Here is a 15,064-nt window from a genome sequence, read left to right on the forward strand (position 1 = left end):
CTTAGCGATCCGTAGCGGTGTTCGATCAGAAGGGCTGCCAGGTGGCGGCGAAGACCAGCGCGAGCGCACAGGTGCTTACGATCATGCCACGCAGCTCTTCGGCTGCTGTTTCGGCAAGGGCGATGGCGCGGGCTTTGGTCACGCTGCGAGAGTGCGCCCCGCACCCTAAGAAAGCGTTAAGGCGCTGGTTCAAGCGTTGGCATCTGCTGGCTTGCGCAATGGAAACCGCCGCCGCCGGCCAGTACTGCACTGCCGGGAAGCCCCACGGTCTCGCGATCGGGGAACAGTTCTGCAATGGCCGCAACCCCTGCTTCGTCGTGAGGCGACCCGAATGTCGGGACCACCACGAGGTACGAAGTGATGGCGAAATTGACGTAGCTCGCCGGTTCGACCTGCCCCTCGCGTTCAATCCTGCCCGGCGAAGGTATTTCAGCGACATCGACGCCCGCCGCTTCGGCGCGCGCCCTGGCATCGGCATAGATTGCCGCGTTGGGATCGTCTTGGCCGGTCGCATGCGGCAGGCACAAGCGGTTCGGGGCGACGAAGCGGGCAAGGTTGTCGACATGGCCGTCGGTGTGATCGTTGACCAGCCCGTCGCCGAGCCACAACACGCGGTTGAAGCCAAGGTCACGGCTTAGCGCATCTTCGATGTCTCCGCGCGACATATGCGGATTGCGGTTGGGGTTGAGCAGGCATTGTTCAGTCGTCACTGCCTGCCCGGTACCGTCGCCATCGATGGCCCCACCTTCCAGCACATAGTCGCGCGGGACAACAGGCATGCCGGCAGAACGCGCCAGCTCGGCACCGATAGTTTCGTCGCCTGGCATCTCGTATTTCCCGCCCCAGCCGTTGAAACCGCAGCGGAGGGCTGAACCGTCGCCGCGCACCAGCGGGCCGGTATCGCGCAACCAGATATCGCCATAGGCACGCCGCTCGAGGATCACATCGCTCGAGACCAGCGCGCGGGCGCGGGCTTCGTTGGCTTCGTCGCGCACCAGCAGCCGCACCTGCTGACCGCTTTCGGCGACGGAGCTGGCAAAGGCAGCGATCTGCTCTTGTGCAGGTTCCAGCCACCCCGGCCATTCATCGGCCAGATGCGGGAAGCCGATCCACAGCCAATCCTGCGGAGCCCATTCGGGCGGCATCAGGATGGACACGGATCGGCTCCAATCACGGGGCGAGTGAGAGGCCTAACAGCCTTCGCCCGCAGCGCAGCTATCGTCACGCGTGGCCTTGAACTCGTCGCCTTCGACCCAGTTGGGCCAGCTGGTGCTGTCGGCCAGCATCCGGCCGATACGATAGAACAGCTGCAGGTCCTGCATCACGCCGGACCAGTCCCAGTCTTCGCTGAATTCGTCCTTGGGGCCGTGATAGCGGTTGGCGCGATACTCGTCTGAAAGCGCCTCGCCAGCCTCGCGTCCGCCATCGACGAGATCTTCCCCGCCGTCGACATAAAGCATCGGCACGCCGCGCTTGGCGAAGGCGAAGTGGTCGGAGCGGTAGTAATAGCCGGCTTCCGGCGCGGGATTGGGCGTTGCCACCCGGCCATCGGCAGTCAGAGCCGCGCTGAGGAACTCGTCGAGCTGCGACTTGCCCGGGCCGACCACAGTCACATCCTTGGACGGGCCGCCGACAAGGAACGCATCCATGTTGATCCCGCCGACGGTCTGGCTGAGCGGGAAGACCGGGTTGGCGGCATAATAGTCTGCGCCCAGCAGGCCCTGTTCTTCCGCCGTCACCGCCAGGAACACCATGCTGCGCTTGGGTGCACCGGCCTTGGCCTGCGCTTCAGCAAGCGCGACAAGCGCCGCGGTCCCCGTCGCATTGTCGACCGCGCCGTTGCAGATGTCGTCGCCATCGGGTGCCGGGGTGCAGCGGCCCAGGTGATCCCAGTGCGCAGTATGGATGACATACTCATCCGGGCGCTCTGTCCCCGGGAGCACGCCGATCACGTTCTTCGAATCGTATTTGCGAATATCATTGCCGAAAGCGGTCGAGACAGTCAGGCCCAACGGCACCGGCTTGAAGCCTGGCTGCTTGGCGGCTTCCAGCAGCGCATCGAAATCCTGCCCTGCGGCTTCGACGATCTGGCGCGCGGCATCTTTCTGCACCCACCCGTTCATCTGCGTCATCGGCGGCGCATTGTCGCCGCGCTGGGGATAGGCCTGAGGGCCCGTCCACGATGATTCGACGACGTTCCAGCCATAGGATGCGGGCTCGGTATCATGGATGATCAGCGCCCCCGCCGCGCCCTGCCGGCCGGCTTCTTCATATTTGTAGGTCCAGCGACCGTAGTAGGTCATGGCCTTGCCGTTGAAGGTGCCTTCGAGCCCCGCAGTGTCGAAATCCGGGTCGTTGACGAGGATGACCGCCGTCTTCCCTTTCATGTCCATTCCGGCGTAATCGTTCCAGTCGCGCTCGTCGGCCTTGATGCCGTAACCGACGAAGACCAGCTCGCTGGCTTCTATGCTGGTCTGGTCCTGCTCCTGATAGGTCACACCGACCCAGTCCTTGGAAAAGGCGAAGGAAAGATCAACACCTGTGCCCTGCACGGTCAGCGGCTGGAAATCCTTGCCGGTAATTTCGACCAGCGGCACATCCTGCACCCAACTGTCGCCGTTGCCCGGCTGCAGGCCGGCTGCCTTGAACTTCTCGATCAGGTAAGCGACGGTCTTCTCTTCGCCGGCACTCCCAGGCATGCGGCCTTCGAACTCGTCGGACGATAGCATTCTGGTGACATCGATCATTGTCTGCTGCGAGATATCGCCCGCTTCAGCCGTTGGAATATCGAGCGGTGCATCATCGCCGGGCAGCGCTTCGCATGCTGCCAGCGAGAGTGCTGCAGTGGCAGCAAGAATCAGGTGTTTCATGAGGCATCCCGTTATGATGATTATGTTGGCGGCCTTGTTGCAAAGCCATCGGGGCGGCGCAAGGGCGCTTGCGCGGTGCCGCCATGCAAGGCAGGGGCTGTCATATGACCGGCGACTGGCAATCGGCATTGGAACGCGCGCGGGCGCATGCGCCGTTCCTCGCTCGCGGTCTGGAGCGCCAGCCGGAACTGGCGCAACTGCTGGCAGAGGGCAATGGTGAAGCATCCCTTGCCTGGGCGCACGCACAAGGACAGTCCGGCGCGCCCGGCCCTGCCTTGCGCAAGGAAAGGCTGGGCTATGCGATTGCCCTCGCGATAGGAGACCTGGCCGGGGCCTACCCGGTTGCCCGGGTAACACGCGAATTGTCCGACCTTGCCGACCGGTCGCTGGACCGGGCGATTTCGGCGGCGATCGCGCGCCGCGTCGAAGGGGCGGGCAGCGACGGCTTTTATGCCTTGGCGCTGGGCAAGCAGGGCGCAGGCGAACTCAACTACAGCTCGGACATCGATCCGATCCTGCTGTTCGATCCGCAGCGGCTGGCCCGGCGCGAGCGTGATGAGCCCGGCGAAGCGGCCCAGCGTTATGCCCGCGAAGTGGTCAAGCTGCTCTCCGAAGTCACCGACGAAGGCTATGTCTTTCGGGTCGACTTGCGGCTGCGCCCGGCTTCCGAAGTCAGCCCGCTCGCGGTGTCGCAGAATGCGGCGCTGACACACTACGAAAGCTCGGCGCTGGCGTGGGAGCGGGCCGCCTATATCCGCGCGCGCTCCTGTGCCGGCGATATCCCGGCGGGAGAGACATTCCTCGAGGCGATCACGCCCTTTGTGTGGCGGCGGAGCCTCGATTTCGGCGCTATCGAGGAAATCGGCAGGCTCACTTCACGCATTCGCGAAGCCTATCGCGGCCCCCAGCGCCCGGGGCCGGGTTTCGACCTCAAGAAAGGGCGCGGTGGCATACGTGAAATCGAGTTCTTCGCTCAAACCCACCAGCTTATCCACGGGGGGCGCAATCCTGGCTTGCGTGTTCGCGGCACTCGCGCAGCGCTCGATGCCTTGGCCGAGAACGGGCTCATCGCTGCAGATGACGCCCAATTGCTTGGTGATTCCTACGACCGATTGCGGATCCTCGAGCACCGCTTGCAGATGGTCAACGACCGCCAGACGCACGCCCTTCCCGAAGGGCAGGCACTGGAAGATGTCGCACGCCTCGATGGGCTGGCTGGGGCGAAGGAACTCGTGGCTGAAGTGGAAAGCGTGACGGAAGCGGTGGGCGTGCGCTTCGACCAGTTGCTTGAGACGACAACCAGCCCGGACCGCGCGCGACCCGTGGCAGAGGTGACCGCTGAGCTGGTGGCAGACGGCGAAGAGGAAGCCCAGCGCCTGGCCGACCGGATCGAAGGCTGGCTCGACGGTCGCTATCGCACCTTGCGCTCGCCCAGTGCACGCGATGCCTTTCGGGCCATCCTGCCGCAACTGGTCGGCGCTCTTGGCAGCGCACCAGAGCCGGACCGCGCCATTCTCCGTTTCGAGCGGCTGCTGGAAAACCTGCCAAGCGCCATCAACCTGTTCCGCCTGCTGGATGCGCGGCCCGGCCTGCTCGACCAGCTGCTCAGGATCCTCGCCTTTGCGCCGCCGCTGGCGGATGAGCTTGGGCGCAACGCCACCTTGCTAGATACGTTGATCGACCAGACGGCACTGGACCTGCCCCCGACGGTCGAAGAGCTGGCTGCCAAGATGCGGCGCAGCGATCCGCAGTCATCCTATGAAAAGCTGCTCGACCGCATTCGCATCGTTACCGCTGAACATCGGTTTGCGCTTGGAGTACAGCTGATCGAAGCGACGCACGATCCGCTTGAGATCGCCGCTGGGCTGTCACGCGTCGCTGAGGCGGCGCTGCAAGTGGCGGTGGAAGAAGCGAGCCGCGAATATGCCCGTATTCACGGAACCATCGCCGGGGGAGAGATGCTGGTGCTGGGCCTCGGCAGACTTGGCGGTGAAGCACTGACCCATGCCTCCGACCTCGACCTGATCTATCTTTTCACTGGGGATACTTCCACCGAATCGAACGGCGATCGCCCACTAGGAGCGACCCACTACTTCAACCGCCTCGCCCAACGTATCAGTGCAGCGCTGAGCGTGCCGACAGCTGAAGGAGCGCTCTACGAAATCGACACTCGCCTGCGACCACAGGGCAACCAGGGACCGCTGGCCGTCAGCGTCGAGAGCTTCGCCAAGTACCAGCGCGAAGCGGCATGGACATGGGAACATATGGCCCTCACCCGTGCGAGAGTAGTGGCCGGGCCGGAGGCTGCCGCGCGCGAGCTCACTGCAACACTGCGCGATGTACTCGGTGGGGCTCGCGATGCTGGCAAGCTGCGCGCCGACGTGCTGGACATGCGGGCGGAAATGGCGTCCCACAAACCGCCCAAGGGTCCGCTCGATGCCAAGCTGTTGCGGGGCGGTCTCGTCGACCTCGAATTCATCATCCACTATCTGCAGTTGCGCGAGCGGACGGGGCTTGTTCCCCGTCTCGGTGAAGCGTGCGAAGCGCTGGTGGACGCCGGATTGCTGCCCGCAGCACTGATCCATGCACATGATTTCCTCACCCGGCTGATCGTCGGGGGCCGCCTGTTGGCACCCGACCTTGCCATGCCTGAAGGGCGGGCGGGTGAAATCCTGGCCGGGGCCTGTCACTGTGCCGGAACCGCTGACCTGGATCGGGCATTGATCGAAGCACGCCAATGCGTCGCCGACGCATGGCACACCGTATTTGACGAGAAACTGGAGATCGAATGATGAGCAGTCGCCCGCATGAAGGGGACAAGATGCCCGACATCGCCATGGAAACGCCGGATGGCGGCAGCGTGAAGCCTTCCGATTTCAAGGGTCGGAAACTGGTGGTGTTCTTCTACCCCAAGGACAACACGCCTGGCTGCACCACCGAAGCGACCGACTTCTCCGCTGCCAAGGCTCACTTCGAGACGGCGGGTTGCTCGCTCCTTGGCGTCAGCAAGGACTCGCCCAAGAAGCACCTGAACTTTATCGCCAAGCATGGGCTGACGGTCGACCTGGCAACCGATGCCGAAGAAAGCGGGTTGTCTGATGTGCTTGGCATCTGGACCGAGAAGAGCATGTATGGCCGCACCTACATGGGCATGGTCCGCACGACCTACCTTGTTGACGCTGACGGCAAGATTGCCCGGGTGTGGGACAAGGTAAAGGTCAAGGGCCACGTCGAAGAAGTCCTGGCGGCCGCGCAAGCCCTTTGATCGAACCGCGGCCTTCTCTAGCCGGGGCCATCCGGGCAGCACTGCTGACAGCGGATCCGAAGGCCAAGGCCTTTGCCGCCCGCGATGTGGCGCGCGGATGGCGGCTGGGCAGGCTCGACTGGCGCTTTGATGTTGCCATGCCGGACCGGCCCGGCTGGCCGGACGCGCCCCAGCTGCTGCCGCCGAACCGCATGCCCAGGCGTGGCAAGGGCGGCTCGGAACGTGGACGGATCGCGCTGTGGCATGCGCTGGCCCATATCGAATTCGTAGCGATCGACCTCGCGCTCGATATCGTCGGGCGGTTCGGGGCTCAGATGTCGCGCGCCTTCACAGACGACTTCCTCTCGGTCGCAGCTGATGAAGCAATGCATTTCGCGCTGCTCGACCGCAAGCTGAGGACACTGGGCAGCCACTATGGCGCGCTGCCTGCCCATGCCGGGCTGTGGCAGGCGGCAGAGGCGACCGCACATGACGTCACGGCACGGCTAGCGATCGTGCCGATGGTGCTCGAAGCGCGCGGGCTCGATGTCACTCCCGCCACGCGCGACCGCATTCGCGCGCAAGGCGACGAGCATGGTGCGAGAATCCTGCAACGCATACTTGACGACGAAATCCGCCATGTCGGTTTCGGCACCAAGCACTTTGTCGCTAGCGTCCAATCCCTCGGGGAATCACCGCAGTATCACTGGAAACGCTTGGTCGAGTCGCACTTCAAAGGGGCTGTTAAGCCACCGTTCAACGACTCAGCGCGTCTTGAAGCCGGACTATCGCGCGACTTCTATGATGCTATTGCCTCGTAAACTTTTGTCCCGTTAACGCACGATCACACAAGGTTCGGGAACCAATCCCTCACCAAACCGGGCGCCGCAGCCCTGGCTGCGCAAAACCAAGGACGGGCCGTGATCGCACTGCCAAAAACGATTTTCAAAGGCCTGGCCGTAGCCTTCGCCGCTGCAATTACCCTCGCTGCCACTCCCGCCCAGGCCAACACGGCCACCAGCGCGGCTGTCGAAGTGAAGAAGCCGGTCGATGAGACCGATTCGCCGCTGGGCAAGGGTGACGAGCAATTCCAGGAACTGTTTGCCAAGTGGGAACAGCTCGATCTCGATACCGGCTCCAAGCCGATCCAGGTCGCTGTGTCGATCCCATCGCGGATGCCGCTGGAAGATGCCACCCTGACCAGCAGCTATGGCATGCGCAACCACCCGGTGCTGGGCGGACGCCGTGCGCACAAGGGTGTCGACCTGGCCGCGCCCACCGGTACACCGGTCTACGCCACGGCTGACGGTCTCGTGCAGATGGCACAGTGGTTCTCCAGCTATGGCAAGTTCATCAAGATTGGTCATGGCAACGACCTTGAAACCCGCTTTGCCCACCTGTCGCGGATCGTCGTCGAGAAGGGTGCAATGGTGAAGAAGGGCGACCTGATCGGCTATGTCGGCTCGACCGGGCGTTCGACCGGCCCACACCTGCATTATGAAGTGCGCATCGGCGGGGTTGCAGTGAACCCGATTCCCTATATGGTTGAGAGCGACGCGCAGATTGCCTTTGCCAAGGCGACCGGTCGTGATGTCGCGGTAGGCGGCGAGTAATTACGAGTTAGTCCGCCTGGAAGCGGATTTGGACACTGGGAGAGGGTGTCCTGACAATGGCGGCGGGCTAGTCCCGCCGCCTTTTTTCATGGATTGAGTCGGTCCAGAGCCGCCGATAGTCCGGATTCTCCTTGCTCCCATCCGGTTGCTGGATAAAACTTTCCTTTGAGGAGAGAGATTTCATGCACCCGATACAGCACGCCAAGACGCGCCCGGACCACGCGGCCATCATCATGGCCGGGAGTGGCGAGACGGTCAGCTATGGCGCCATGGACGATTACGCCAACCGGTTCGCGCAACTGCTTCGCGCTCGTGGCTTTGCTCCGAACGATGCATTTGCGGTGCTGATGGAAAACAATGCCCACTACCTGCAGATGGTGTGGGGTTCACAGCGCGCCGGCACCATGTTTGTCCCTGTTTCGACCCGGCTAACGGCACCTGAAATTGCCTACATCCTGGAGGATTCCGGGTCCAAACTCCTCATCACTTCGCCCAAGTTTGCCGAAGTGATGGAAGGCATTCGTGAAGCCTGCCCCAGCTTGCCGGTGCTCATTGCCGGAGGTGATGGCGAAGAGAGCCTCGAGGCAGCGTTGGCTGCCCAGCCAGCCGAACCGATCGCTGACCAGGCACCGGGCCTGACCATGCTCTACAGCTCCGGCACCACCGGGCGCCCCAAGGGCGTGCGACCGGCACCGCCTGAAGATCCCGACATTGAGGCTACCAATCCGCTGCTGGGTCTTGCCGTGATGGGCGCAGGGATGCCGACCGACGGCTCGATGGTCTATCTCTCCCCCGCCCCGCTCTATCATGCCGCTCCGATCGGCTGGTGCTCGACCGTGCAGCGGCTCGGCGGGACCGTTGTAGTAATGGAGAAGTTCGACCCCGAGTTCGCGCTCCGGACGATCGAGAAATACAAAGTCACCGACAGCCAGTGGGTACCGACCCATTTTGTACGCTTTCTCAAACTGGATGAAGAGGTGCGCAACAGGTATGACCTCTCGAGCCATCTGCGTGCGCTGCACGCTGCGGCGCCCTGTCCGGTCCCGGTCAAGCAGGCCATGATCGAATGGTGGGGCCCGATCGTGAACGAGTACTATGCCGGTTCGGAAAGCATCGGCATGACCATGGTGCGCAGCCCCGATTGGCTCGACCACCCGGGCACCGTCGGTCGGGCGATCTATGGTACGCTGCATATCTGCGGGCCTGATGGCGAGGAAGTCCCGGCCGGGACCGACGGGCTGATCTATTTCGAGAACGACATCCTCCCGACCTATCACAACGATCCGGAAAAGACTGCCGATGCCATGCATCCCAAAGGCTGGATGACGCTGGGTGATATCGGCCATGTCGATGACGACGGCTTCCTGTTCCTGACCGACCGCAAGAGCCACATGATCATCAGCGGCGGGGTCAACATCTACCCGCAAGAGATCGAGAACCTGCTGGTGACGCATGACAAGGTCATGGACGCGGCGGTAATCGGCGCGCCTTGCCCGGATCTGGGCGAGAAGGTTGTCGCAGTGGTGCAGCCGGTCGACATGGCCGATGCTGGCGAAGCCTTCGAGCAGGAGCTCCGCGATTTCCTTGCGCCGAACTTGTCGCGCATCAAGATGCCCAAGTTGTTCGACTTCCGGCCTGACTTGCCGCGCGAAGCCAACGGCAAGCTCTACAAGCGCGAACTGCGTGACGAGTATGCGGAAAAGGCGAAAGCGGAGGCGGTGTGATGGCCAGCACCGACGACCCGGTCCTGCCGCCCGACATCGCCCGCGAAGTCGTCGATCCGCACAGCTATGCCGCGTGGGACCCGCTGCTCGACACCTTCGACCGGCTGCGCGAAGAAACGCCGGTGGTGAAGATCGTGCCCGAGGAGGAGGGGCTGTTCGATCCATTCTGGCTGGTCACGCGCTATGATGACGTGATGCGGATGAGCAAGGACAATGCGACCTTCCTCAACAACCCCCGACCGGTCGTCTTCAGCCTCAACGCCGCGATCGAGTTCTCGCGCCAGGCGACGGGCAGCAACATGCTGGTCGATTCGCTGGTGGTGTTCGATGCCCCGGTGCATCCCAAGTACCGCCGCCTGACGCAGGACTGGTTCATGCCGCGCAACTTGCGCAAGATCGAAGACGAGGTGCGCGCATTGGCGCATCGCACGATCGACAAGCTGGTCGAGGCCGGAGCTGGTGGCGAGGTGGTCGATTTCTGCAAGCTAGTTTCCGCCCCCTATCCGCTGCATGTGGTGATGCAGATCCTCGGCGTGCCGGAAGAAGACGAGCCGCGGATGCTGATGCTGACGCAGCAGATGTTCGGCGGGCAGGACAAGGACCTTTCGGGCACCGGCATGGACAACATGACCCCCGAACAGGTGATGCACCTGGTCGCAGGCGCGGTGAAAAGCTTCGAGGACTATTTCGCCGGGATCGCCCGCGATAGGCGCGACAATCCGACCGACGATGTCGCCAGCGTCATCGCCAATGCGACCGTTGATGGCGAGCCCCTCCCTGATCGCGACATGGCGGGGTATTACATCATCGTCGCCACCGCCGGGCATGACACTACCTCTGCCAGCACGGCCGGAGCCATGCAGGCGTTGGCGCAGGACCCCGGGCAGTGGGCCAAGGTCAAGGCTGACCGCTCGCTGCTGCCCGGCATCGTCGAGGAAGCGATCCGCTGGACCACCCCGGTGCAGCATTTCATGCGCACCGCCGCAGAGGATGTCGAGCTTGGCGGGCAGCAGATCAGGAAGGGCGACTGGCTGATGATGAACTATGTCGCCGCCAACCACGATCCCTCGCAATTCGAAAACCCGCGCAAGTTCGACGCTGCGCGCAGCCCCAATCGGCATCTGGCCTTCGGGGCCGGGGCACACCAGTGCCTGGGCCTGCATCTCGCCCGGCTGGAGATGAAGATCCTGTTCGAAGCGCTGCTAGACCGGATCGACACGATCGAGCTGGCCGGCGAGCCGCAACGCTCGACTTCGACCTTTGTCGGCGGGCTTAAGACCCTGCCCGTGCGGTTCACCGCGGCATGAGCGATCCATTGGACTTCACCGGCAAGCGCGTACTTATCGTCGGCGGTTCGAGCGGGATCGGCAACGGCATGGCGCATGCCTTCCTCCAGCGCGGGGCGGAAGTGCATGTCTGGGGCACCCGCGCCTCGGCAGCGGACTATGCGGACGAAGAGGGCTCGGACCTCGCTGGCCTGCACTACACGCAGGTCGCCGTCGATGATCGCGCGATGATTGACGCTGCGCCCGATTTCGAAAGCCTCGACGTGCTGATCTGTTGCCAGGGCGCGGTGCAATATCGCCGGGCGGAGTTCGAGCGCGATGGCTGGGACCAGGTGCTGGCGGTCAACCTCACTTCGATCATGGACTGCGCGCGCAAGTTTCGCGCGGCGCTGGCCGAGGCCAAGGGCACGCTGATCGCGGTGAGCTCGACTGCGGGGTTCCATGCCACCATCGGCAACCCGGCCTATGGCGCGTCCAAGGCGGGCGCGGTGGCGCTGGTGCGCAACCTCGCCGCTGCCTACGCCTCCGAGGGTATCCGCGTGAACGGCATCGCACCGGGCTTCGTCGCGACCAAGATGACCAAGGTCACAACGGACCGTCCCAAACGGCTGGAAGGCGCACTGGCGAAGATACCGCTGGGCCGGATGGGCGAGCCATCGGAAATGGCTGGCGCGGCGCTGTTCCTCGCCTCGCCGTTGTCGTCCTATGTGCTGGGACAGACCCTGATTGTCGATGGCGGGCTGACACTCTCCTAGGCCGACAAGAATAGAATCATCGTCGATCCGATCGTTGCGAGAATCGAACACGATCTGTCCGATTTTTCTGTCAATTCGCCGCAGCTTCTGCTATAGAATTTCCATGATAAAAACTTGGATTTTCAAGGTGATCGATACGTTCGATGCGCCCGCTGGAGGTCGACTATGACATGGATCGCGGATTACAACTTGCCCTTTACTGCGGCGCTCGGCCTGATGCTTTTTATGGCCGTGCTGCAGATCGTCGGCATCGGCGATCTGTTCGATGCGGATGTTGATGTCGAAGCTGATTTCGACGCAGCAACTTCTGCCGGTTTGGGCGGTGCGGTGACGACATTGCTCGGCATCGGTAAAGTGCCGTTCTTCGTCTGGCTGGTGGTGTTCCTGTTCCTGTTCGCCGGTATCGGCTACGGGATACAGGGGCTCGCCGACAGCCTGCTAGGCGCGCCCTTCGATGCGCTGGTGGCAGCGGTGCTGGCTTTGATCGGCACTGTCCCGGTCACATCCGTCATGGTGCGACCGCTGGGCGCGATCATGCCCAAGGATGAGACCAGCGCAGTCGGGCTCGACAGCCTGGTCGGGCGGCGCGGGGTCATTGCGACCGGCCGCGCTACTCGCGGTTCGCCGGCCCGGGCCAAGGTCCGCGACCGGCACGGCCACGCGCATCACGTGATGGTCGAGCCGCACGAGGACTCAAGTGAAATTCACGAAGGCGACGAGGTCCTGCTCGTGCGCCGGGAAGGGCAGACCTTCTATGGCAACCCGGTCTCGGAGCGCAGGCTTTCCCCCGCCGGATGAATACCCCCCAAAAACTATAACAAGGAGATGAAATGGATACCCTCATGAATACCGGAACGGTGATGGTCGTCTCGGGCGGCGTCGCGATCATCGCGATCTTTATCTTCCTCCTGAAGCTCTATCGCCGTGCGTCGAAGGAAATCGCCTTCGTGCGGACCGGTGTCGGCGGCGAGAAAGTGGTTATGAACGGCGGCGCGCTGGTGCTGCCGGTGTTCCACGAGACGATGCCCGTCAATATGAACACGCTGGTGCTGAGCGTGGTGCGGCGCGACACCGAAGCGCTGATCACGCTCGACCGCCTGCGGATCGACGTGAAGGCGGAGTTCTACGTTCGTGTGAAACCCGACAGCGAAGCCATCGCCATGGCGGCGCAGACGCTTGGTATGCGCACGATGCAACCCGAGCTCCTCAAGGACCTGGTTGAAGGCAAGTTCGTCGATGCGCTGCGTTCGGTGGCTGCGGGCATGACCATGAACGAGCTGCACGAGCAGCGGGCCGACTTCGTGCAGAAGGTGCAGCAGGTCTCCTCGAGCGACTTGGCCATGAACGGCCTGGAACTGGAATCGGTCTCGCTCACCGGGCTCGACCAGACCAGCATCGAGCATTTCAACGCCGATAACGCGTTCGACGCCGAAGGCCTGACCAAGCTCACCGAGCAGATCGAAGCGCGCAAGAAGATCCGCAACGATATCGAGCAGGACACGCGCGTGCAGATGGAGACCAAGAACCTCGAAGCCGACCAGCGGTCGTTCGAGATTGGTCGCGACAAGGAATACGCACGGCTGGCGCAGGAACGCGAAGTCGAAGTCCGGCGCGCCGCGCAGGTTTCGGAAATCGCCCGCGAACAGGCCGAGCGCCAGCGTGAAGCCGATGCCGCGCGGATCGAAGCCAAGAAGCAGGTCGATGCGCAGCAGATCGAAGCCGACCGGCTGGTCGAGGAAGCCCGCATCGACCAGGTCCGCGCGCTCGAAATCGCCCGGCAGGAACAGCAGATTGCAGTCCAGAACAAGTCGCGTGAGGAAAGCCAGGCCAAGGCCGAAGCCGACGCGGCGCGGGCCAAGGCGGTGGAAGCCGAGGAGCGGGTTGCCACCGCGCGCGAAAGCGAAGTGGCTGAGCGGATGAAGAAGATCGAACTGATCGAAGCAGCCAAGCAGGCCGAGCGTGAAGCCATCGGCATCAAGGTCGAAGCCGAAGCCGAGCGCGATGCCGCGAGCAACCGCGCCGAAGCACTGCGCCTCGAAGCCGAGGGTGAAGCCGAGGCTGAGAAGTTGCGTGCCGAAGCGGCCCGGGTCCGCTTCGAAGTCGAAGCTGCCGGTCAGCGTGCGATCAACGAGGCTGCGAACATCCTGTCGATGGACCAGATCTCGCTGCAGACCAAGATGGCTCTGCTCAAGGTGCTGCCGGAAGTCATCCGCGAAAGCGCCAAGCCGATGGAAGCGATCGACTCTATCAAGATCGTGCAGGTCGACGGCCTTACCAATGGCGGCGGCAAGAGCGGCGGTGCCACGGCTTCGGTTGGCGGCGGCGGCAGTGGTAACCTCGCCACCGACGCCGTCAGCGCTGCCCTCGCCTACCGTGCGCAGGCGCCGGTGCTTGACGGGCTGATGAAAGAGCTGGGGCTTGACGGCAGCTCGCTAGCCGGCCTTGCTAAAGGCCCGGCAGAGGATGCCGGCGGTGCCCCCAAGCTGGCCGAAATCCTCGAAGATGTCGCCGAACAGGTTGGATCAGCCGAGGTGAAAGCCACCAAGAAGGCTTCGCCAAAGCCTGCCAAACCGGCGGACGATGCCAGCAGCTGATCGGGTCGATCATGAACCGGAAAGCCGACGGGGACCTGAGGGTCCCCGTTTTGCATTCGGGACCGGACTTCAGCCGAGCAGACGCTGAGCCATCGCCCGCACATCCGCGCCCATATCCTCGCGCTCCAGTGCCAGTGCCAGCGTCGCTTCCACGAAGCCGAGCTTGTTGCCGCAGTCGTAGCGCTTGCCGTCGAAGGTGACGGCGTGGAACGGCTGTTGGCCGATCATCTTGGCCATTGCATCGGTCAGCTGGATTTCGCCGCCGGCGCCCTTCTCCTGGTCTTCAAGGATGCGCATGACCTCGGGCTGGAGGATATAGCGACCCGAGACGATCTTGTTCGACGGTGCCTGCTCGACCGGCGGCTTCTCGACCAGGCCTTTGACTTCGGTCAGCTGGCCCTTCTCTGCCCCGGGATCGATTACACCATAGCTGGAGACTTCTTCGTGTGGGACTTCCAGCACACTGATCAGATTGCCTCCGGTCTCGCCATAGGCATCGACCATCTGTTTCATGCAGCCTTCACCGCCCTTATGTGCGATCATCAGCTCGTCGGGCAGGAAGATGGCGAAAGGGTCGTCGCCGACGATGGCGCGCGCGCACCAGATCGCATGGCCAAGGCCGAGCGGGACCTGCTGTCGCACAGTTATGATGTCGCCCGGCGTGGCCCGAGTCGGGTCGAGCACGCTCATGTCCTTGCCGCGCTCGCCCATGGTGCTCTCGAGTTCGTAGGCAACGTCGAAGTGTTCAACGATGGCGGTCTTGCCGCGCCCGGTGACGAAAATCATCTGTTCGATCCCCGCCTCGCGTGCCTCGTCGACAGCATACTGGATCAGCGGCCGGTCGACGATCGGCAGCAGCTCTTTCGGGATGGCCTTGGTTGCGGGAAGGAAGCGGGTGCCGAGCCCGGCAACAGGGAACACGGCTTTCTTGATAGGTTTGGGGCTGGTCATGATGCTCATCGGTTTGCGCGGCTCGAC

At 63.3% G+C, this 15,064-nt stretch carries 12 protein-coding genes; 9 read left to right on the forward strand and 3 right to left on the reverse strand.

The genetic code is table 11. The features are described 5' to 3' along the window. Positions 1-176: 176 nt before the first annotated feature. Both QPW08_RS01880 and QPW08_RS01885 read right to left on the reverse strand, forming a co-directional pair. On the reverse strand, positions 177-1,145 hold the full coding sequence (locus QPW08_RS01880; RefSeq protein WP_284126273.1) for an agmatine deiminase family protein: 969 nt from the start codon (positions 1,143-1,145) through the stop codon (positions 177-179). A 45-nt stretch (positions 1,146-1,190) separates the two neighbouring features. Continuing rightward, positions 1,191-2,870, reverse strand: coding sequence for a M28 family metallopeptidase (locus QPW08_RS01885; protein ID WP_284124033.1), 1,680 nt, complete (start codon positions 2,868-2,870; stop codon positions 1,191-1,193). Between the two features lie 104 nt (positions 2,871-2,974). Here QPW08_RS01885 and QPW08_RS01890 point away from each other — a divergent pair, with 104 nt between their 5' ends. From QPW08_RS01890 to QPW08_RS01930, 9 genes are all read left to right on the forward strand, one after another. Continuing rightward, positions 2,975-5,662 (forward strand): bifunctional [glutamine synthetase] adenylyltransferase/[glutamine synthetase]-adenylyl-L-tyrosine phosphorylase, encoded by a 2,688-nt coding sequence (locus tag QPW08_RS01890; RefSeq protein ID WP_284124034.1) that lies wholly within the window; start codon positions 2,975-2,977, stop codon positions 5,660-5,662. Continuing rightward, the gene (locus tag QPW08_RS01895; protein ID WP_284126274.1) at positions 5,662-6,135 is read left to right on the forward strand and encodes a peroxiredoxin; all 474 of its coding nucleotides are present in this window, start codon (positions 5,662-5,664) and stop codon (positions 6,133-6,135) included. The genes QPW08_RS01890 and QPW08_RS01895 overlap by 1 nt, the downstream gene beginning before the upstream one ends. Continuing rightward, on the forward strand, positions 6,135-6,935 hold the full coding sequence (locus QPW08_RS01900; RefSeq protein WP_284126275.1) for a ferritin-like domain-containing protein: 801 nt from the start codon (positions 6,135-6,137) through the stop codon (positions 6,933-6,935). The genes QPW08_RS01895 and QPW08_RS01900 overlap by 1 nt, the downstream gene beginning before the upstream one ends. Before the next feature lie 99 nt (positions 6,936-7,034). Next, the gene (locus tag QPW08_RS01905; protein ID WP_407674541.1) at positions 7,035-7,727 is read left to right on the forward strand and encodes a M23 family metallopeptidase; all 693 of its coding nucleotides are present in this window, start codon (positions 7,035-7,037) and stop codon (positions 7,725-7,727) included. Between the two features lie 182 nt (positions 7,728-7,909). Continuing rightward, complete coding sequence (locus QPW08_RS01910; RefSeq protein WP_284124035.1) at positions 7,910-9,451, forward strand: acyl-CoA synthetase; 1,542 nt, start codon at positions 7,910-7,912, stop codon at positions 9,449-9,451. Continuing rightward, a complete protein-coding gene (locus QPW08_RS01915) occupies positions 9,451-10,758 on the forward strand; it encodes a cytochrome P450 (protein ID WP_284124036.1) in 1,308 nt (435 codons plus the stop codon). The genes QPW08_RS01910 and QPW08_RS01915 overlap by 1 nt, the downstream gene beginning before the upstream one ends. Then, complete coding sequence (locus tag QPW08_RS01920) at positions 10,755-11,492, forward strand: SDR family NAD(P)-dependent oxidoreductase (RefSeq protein ID WP_284124037.1); 738 nt, start codon at positions 10,755-10,757, stop codon at positions 11,490-11,492. The genes QPW08_RS01915 and QPW08_RS01920 overlap by 4 nt, the downstream gene beginning before the upstream one ends. Positions 11,493-11,657: 165 nt before the next feature. Continuing rightward, positions 11,658-12,290, forward strand: a complete 633-nt coding sequence (locus QPW08_RS01925) for a YqiJ family protein (RefSeq protein WP_284124038.1) — start codon at positions 11,658-11,660, stop codon at positions 12,288-12,290. Positions 12,291-12,352: 62 nt separating this feature from the next. After that, a complete protein-coding gene (locus tag QPW08_RS01930) occupies positions 12,353-14,086 on the forward strand; it encodes a flotillin family protein (protein ID WP_284126277.1) in 1,734 nt (577 codons plus the stop codon). Between the two features lie 69 nt (positions 14,087-14,155). Here the strand turns inward: QPW08_RS01930 and galU are convergent, their stop codons facing one another. Then, entirely contained in the window at positions 14,156-15,037 is an 882-nt protein-coding gene (galU, locus tag QPW08_RS01935; protein WP_284126278.1) for a UTP--glucose-1-phosphate uridylyltransferase GalU, read from the reverse strand. Positions 15,038-15,064: the final 27 nt, after the last annotated feature.

This window comes from Parerythrobacter aestuarii (genome assembly GCF_030140925.1).
Taxonomy (GTDB): domain Bacteria; phylum Pseudomonadota; class Alphaproteobacteria; order Sphingomonadales; family Sphingomonadaceae; genus Parerythrobacter; species Parerythrobacter aestuarii.